The organism is Thermosynechococcus sp. OHK43 (assembly GCF_014466085.1).
Lineage (GTDB): Bacteria > Cyanobacteriota > Cyanobacteriia > Thermosynechococcales > Thermosynechococcaceae > Thermosynechococcus.
Window position 1 is genome coordinate 1 of record NZ_JACOMP010000134.1, and the last position, 4,690, is coordinate 4,690.

The 4,690-nt window shown below is 51.4% G+C and carries 5 protein-coding genes and 1 pseudogene; 2 read left to right on the forward strand and 4 right to left on the reverse strand.

The features are described from left to right. A partial coding sequence (locus H8Q75_RS05405; RefSeq protein WP_297040877.1) for a cation transporting ATPase C-terminal domain-containing protein occupies window positions 1–702 on the forward strand: 702 nt, incomplete at its 5' end. Between the two features lie 5 nt (window positions 703–707). On the opposite strand, the gene thrC is transcribed toward H8Q75_RS05405, so the two are convergent. Continuing rightward, window positions 708–1,796, reverse strand: coding sequence for a threonine synthase (thrC, locus tag H8Q75_RS05410; RefSeq protein ID WP_024124526.1), 1,089 nt, complete (start codon window positions 1,794–1,796; stop codon window positions 708–710). A 123-nt stretch (window positions 1,797–1,919) separates the two neighbouring features. On the opposite strand from thrC, the gene H8Q75_RS05415 reads away from it, so the two are divergent. Further along, complete coding sequence (locus H8Q75_RS05415) at window positions 1,920–2,534, forward strand: histidine phosphatase family protein (RefSeq protein ID WP_297040878.1); 615 nt, start codon at window positions 1,920–1,922, stop codon at window positions 2,532–2,534. A gap of 85 nt (window positions 2,535–2,619) precedes the next feature. Here H8Q75_RS05415 and cas5 read toward each other — a convergent pair whose 3' ends face one another. The 3 genes and pseudogenes from cas5 to H8Q75_RS05430 form a co-directional block, all read right to left on the reverse strand. Then, on the reverse strand, window positions 2,620–3,237 hold the full coding sequence (gene cas5, locus H8Q75_RS05420) for a type I-MYXAN CRISPR-associated protein Cas5/Cmx5/DevS (protein WP_297040879.1): 618 nt from the start codon (window positions 3,235–3,237) through the stop codon (window positions 2,620–2,622). After that, entirely contained in the window at window positions 3,237–4,190 is a 954-nt protein-coding gene (locus H8Q75_RS05425) for a DevR family CRISPR-associated autoregulator (protein ID WP_297040880.1), read from the reverse strand. The genes cas5 and H8Q75_RS05425 overlap by 1 nt, the downstream gene beginning before the upstream one ends. Window positions 4,191–4,272: 82 nt before the next feature. After that, window positions 4,273–4,690, reverse strand: a pseudogene (locus H8Q75_RS05430) (type I-MYXAN CRISPR-associated Cas8a1/Cmx1); the annotation flags it as partial.

Here is a 4,690-nt window from a genome sequence, read left to right on the forward strand (position 1 = left end):
GCTACCGAGGAAGGGCGAGTCATTTACAGCAACATTCGTCGCTTTATTAGATACATTCTCGGCTCCAATATTGGCGAAGTGATTACGATCGCCTGCTCACCCCTGCTGGGACTAGGGGGCGTTCCCCTAACGCCCTTGCAAATTCTCTGGATGAACCTAGTCACTGATGGCCTACCTGCCCTTGCTCTGGCCGTTGAACCGGGGGACCCTGAGGTCATGAAGCGCCCTCCCATTCAGCCGAATGAGAGCATTTTTGGCCGCGGCATGGGTTCCTACATGATTCGCGTTGGCTTGATCTTGGCCATCGTCGGCATTGCCCTCATGGTATGGGCGTATAGCTACACTGCCGAGCACATGGAGGGGGGTCTAGATCCACAGCGTTGGACAACTATGGTCTTTACCACCCTCTGCCTTTCCCAAATGGGTCATGCCCTTGCTGCTCGTTCGAGTACACGACTGACCATTGAAATGAACCCCGCCTCCAATCTCTTTGTTTGGGCATCGGTTATTTTGACAACGATTCTGCAACTACTGCTAATCTACGCTCCACCCCTGCGGCAGTTTTTTGGTACCTACCTGATCTCGGGAACTGAGCTAGCCGTCTGTATTGGCTTTAGCATGCTTGTCTTTGTCTGGGTGGAGCTGGAGAAACTGGTGTTGCGGCTATTCAATAAGGGCCCAGAACTCAAGCTATTGGAATAGGCTCCCTAAAAGCCCATCACCTTGGCCACGGTTTGTTCTGTGGGTTCAATGTGGCGGTGGAAGCGATCGCTCTCCTGCTTGAGCGCTGTTTCTGGATCCTTGAGGCCATTGCCCGTCAGCACACAAACTACCGTGGCACCGCTGGGCACCTGATCTGCTAACTTCAAGAGGCCAGCCACAGAAGCGGCACTCGCAGGTTCACAGAAGATTCCTTCCTCGGAGGCCAGCAGACAATAGGCATTCAGGATTTCCTCATCCGTAACGGCATTAAAGGCACCTTGGCTGGCTTCCTTGACCGCGATCGCCCGTTGCCAGTTGGCAGGATTGCCAATACGAATGGCCGTCGCAACCGTTTCGGGATGCGTAACAATCTCACCCTTGACAAGGGGGGCAGACCCCGCTGCTTGAAAGCCCATCATCCGCGGCAGGCGATCGCAACGGTTTTGCTCACGATACTGGCAAAAGCCCATCCAGTAGGCGGTAATGTTACCGGCATTGCCCATAGGAATGCAGAGCCAGTCGGGGGCATTGCCCAAGCTATCTACCACCTCAAAGGCCGCTGTTTTCTGTCCTTCCAGCCGATAGGGATTGACGGAATTGACCAGGGTCACGGGGTAGGTTTCCGCCATGAGGCGCACAATTTCCAAGGCTTTATCAAAGTTGCCCTCAATGGCAATGACTTCAGCACCATACAGAAGCGCTTGGGCGAGTTTTCCTTGGGCAACATAGCCCTCTGGCACCAGGACATAGGCGCGTAGTCCAGCTCGTCGGGCATAGGCCGCCGCAGCGGCTGAGGTATTCCCTGTGCTGGCACAAATCACCGCCTCAGCACCTACTTCCTTGGCCTTGGAAATGGCCATGGTCATGCCGCGATCCTTGAAGCTCCCGGTGGGGTTAAGGCCATCGTACTTGACATAAACTGAGACGTTGCGGCCAATCCGCGCTGCAATTTGAGGCACCGGAATCAATGGCGTATTCCCCTCATAGAGGGTGATCACTGGGGTGCGATCGCTCACGGGCAAAAAGTCACCGTAGGCGTGAATTAGGCCATGCCAAGCAGGACGGATGGGGGGAGCAGAGAGGGTTACAGGCACAGGTACGCAGTCAAGAAATATGAATAAACTTGAGGCTGAGGATAGAGTGCAGCCACACAGTAGGATAATTTTAGCCATCAGGGGTTACACTTGCCAATTGCCTCGCTGGGGGAGAGCTACACAATGCGTTTAATTTTGATTCGTCATGGAGAAGCTGTTGGCAATGATTCGGGCGTCATGCTGGGACGGCAAGATGTGCCCCTCACAGAACGGGGACGGCAGCAAGCCCTTGCCCTGCGGGAAAAACTCCCCCGACCGAATACCATTTACACCAGTCCACTGCAACGCTGCTACGATACGGCTACGCTGATGAATCCCTGTCCCGACTTAAAAATTCAAGAGCTAGCGGAGTTAATTGAAATTGATCAAGGAATTTTTACGGGACTGACATGGGCACAGGCACAGGCACGACATCCTGGCCTCTGTGAAGAACTGGAAGAGAGCGATCACCTGATTCCAGTCCCCGAAGCCGAGTCAATGGCCATGGCTTGGCAGCGGGCAAAACAGGCTTGGAAACAACTGCGACGCCACAGCGATGAGGACTGCGTTTGGTGTATTAGTCATGGCGGTTTTTTGCAGTGCCTCATTAGTGTGGTGCTGGGGAGCGATCGCCTCTGGGGGATGGAGATTCCCCCCGCCGCTTGGTTTGACTTCTCAGTACGGCTGGATTTAGATGGACGCTTTGAAGCGGAAAATACCCGCTGGTGGCGCATCAATGCCTTCAATCAGTTCCCCTAGCCATCCAGCCGCACTAGGTTGTCAACAAACTGCACTGGGCGCAACTAGGGTAAAGATGGCGCCCGCAAAACACTGAGACCCTCAGCTAAGGAATTGTTACCCAGCACGCTTCTTCATCAAATTCATCAACTAAACGAAAGCGTTGAAATGTTCCTCGGCCGCTTTGGCGATCGATCCAGATGGGCAGGCTAATCAGACCGCGGTTGTCCCGAATGAGCCAGTGGATTGAACCGTCGTTGTCACGATAGGGGCGGATGCCATTCACCAGTGCCCAGGATTCTCCTAGACTGAGCCCCCCAAAGCGAGTGATTTGAGCGGGGGTGGAAAGGGCCCTCGCCACCCGGTCGGCGAGCTTCACTGTCCCCGCTTCTTTATTGGAATCAATCTGGACAACCACTTTCAAATCTGTGAGCAGTTCGTGGTAATTGGGTTTTGAGAACTGGCTAGTTGAATAAGTTCCCAAGTTTTGTTTGCTGTACTTATGATGCCGTTGCTTCCTCAAAATTCGGGAGATTGGTGGATCGCCACCGATGATGCCAATGGCTAGCTTTACTCCCTGATGTTTGTTTATGTCAACTTCCCCTACAAGGGATAGAAGAAGTCCATAAATTGTGGATGGCGGTGGGTAACGATAGGTTTCTTTGTAGTCTCGGGCAAAGTTGCGGGGAAAACTGGTACAGGGACAATCAATGTAAAGTTGCATTAGGCAGGCACCTTAATGTTCAGTTGTTGCTGGAGTTGTTCTTTGGCTTGGGCGATCGCTTCCTTTACCCCACGGTAGACTTGAACCCCTAAGGTCTTTAACTGCTCACCATAGGGAGTATCCGCTATCTCACCGCCAACAATTAACTCATTAGCTTTTACATCCCCCACTTCAATCAGCCGCACTAGCTGTGGGCAGCCCACCGATTCCCCAATGCGTTTGAACACGCCCATAATCCAAGGGCTTGGATCATCTGTTATCCGCAGAACAATTGACTCTGGGCGAAAGTCGTACAAGAAGCGAGCATGGTTGCCCCCCACATGACGTACAGCGGCAATGGCATCCAAGGCTAACAGTGCCCGCTCAGGTTTGCTCAGGCCTTCAGGCGTGAGGGCAATCGTGTATTGATAGGCAGTGTAGTGAACCTCAGTGTTATGAATCGAGGTTTTGCCCTTCTCACCTCCCTTGGAACCAAAGGTCACATCGCCCCAGTAGGGGTCAAGGCTCATAGCACGGCTAACTTCCAAGGCACCGCGCCGTTTTCTGGTGTCATCCTCTTTATCTTCCCCCTTTTTGGTTGTGGTGTCATCCTTTTTATCTTCCCCCTTTTTGGTTGTGGTGTCATCCTTTTTATCTTTCCCCTTTTTGGCATCCATATAACCAAATAGGTCGTCATCAATGTATTTAATGTATTTTTCGTGTCTGAATTTTTCATCTTTGAAGCTATATTTGTCGGTCTTAGGGTCAAATGTACGATTCACTTCTGGTTCGTAATGATTTTGAAAATACTCCCGCAATCCCCAACGAATTGCCTCTGCACTGACAGTGGTGTATTGATCATTGCCGCGGGTAATTTTTTGCAGTGTTGAGAGGGTGCTGCCGTCTCCTTCTCCCCGATTGTTAGCGGCAGTAGCTGTTGGAGTGACGATAGTGGCAAATAGGTGCTTGGTCATGATTTAGATCTCCTTGTCAAAACTTGTCAAAATTAATTAAGCATTTGTGTTGAACCCGCCGCCACTCAACCTATCCCCAGTGCTACGTATTTATTGAAAAGATCTCAGCCTGATCTGCTTCTAATTCTTCAGAGGTGCTGGTTGAGTCTTCAGATTTTTCATCAGATTTTCCATAGGTAGCGATCGCCAGCAGCACCAAATCCCGCGCTCGCCGCCAGTGTTCCTCTCGATGTATCCAGTGGAAAATCTGCGGTCCTTTGCCCTGGGCATTTTTACTGCGGAACTGACTCAGGAAGCTAACCAACGCTGTAGCAAATTCCTGCTGTGTGCTAGGTCGCCGCAAACGATAAATGACCTTATCGGTCACTTGCTGATAATCCGGCTTACGATCTTGTTCTTTAGCTTGATTGATCTGTCCAAGCAGATATTTTCTAAATGCAGCCTGCACCACATCAAACAGCACTTGTTCTTCAGCATTTAAGTATTCAGTCATTTTTACC

Bases quoted from the DNA above. Each gene is read 5' to 3' on its own strand.
- H8Q75_RS05415 (WP_297040878.1), top strand. From the start codon at position 1,920: ATGCGTTTAATTTTGATTCGTCATGGAGAAGCTGTTGGCAATGATTCG.
- cas5 (WP_297040879.1), bottom strand. From the start codon at position 3,237: ATGCAACTTTACATTGATTGTCCCTGTACCAGTTTTCCCCGCAACTTT.
- H8Q75_RS05425 (WP_297040880.1), bottom strand. From the start codon at position 4,190: ATGACCAAGCACCTATTTGCCACTATCGTCACTCCAACAGCTACTGCC.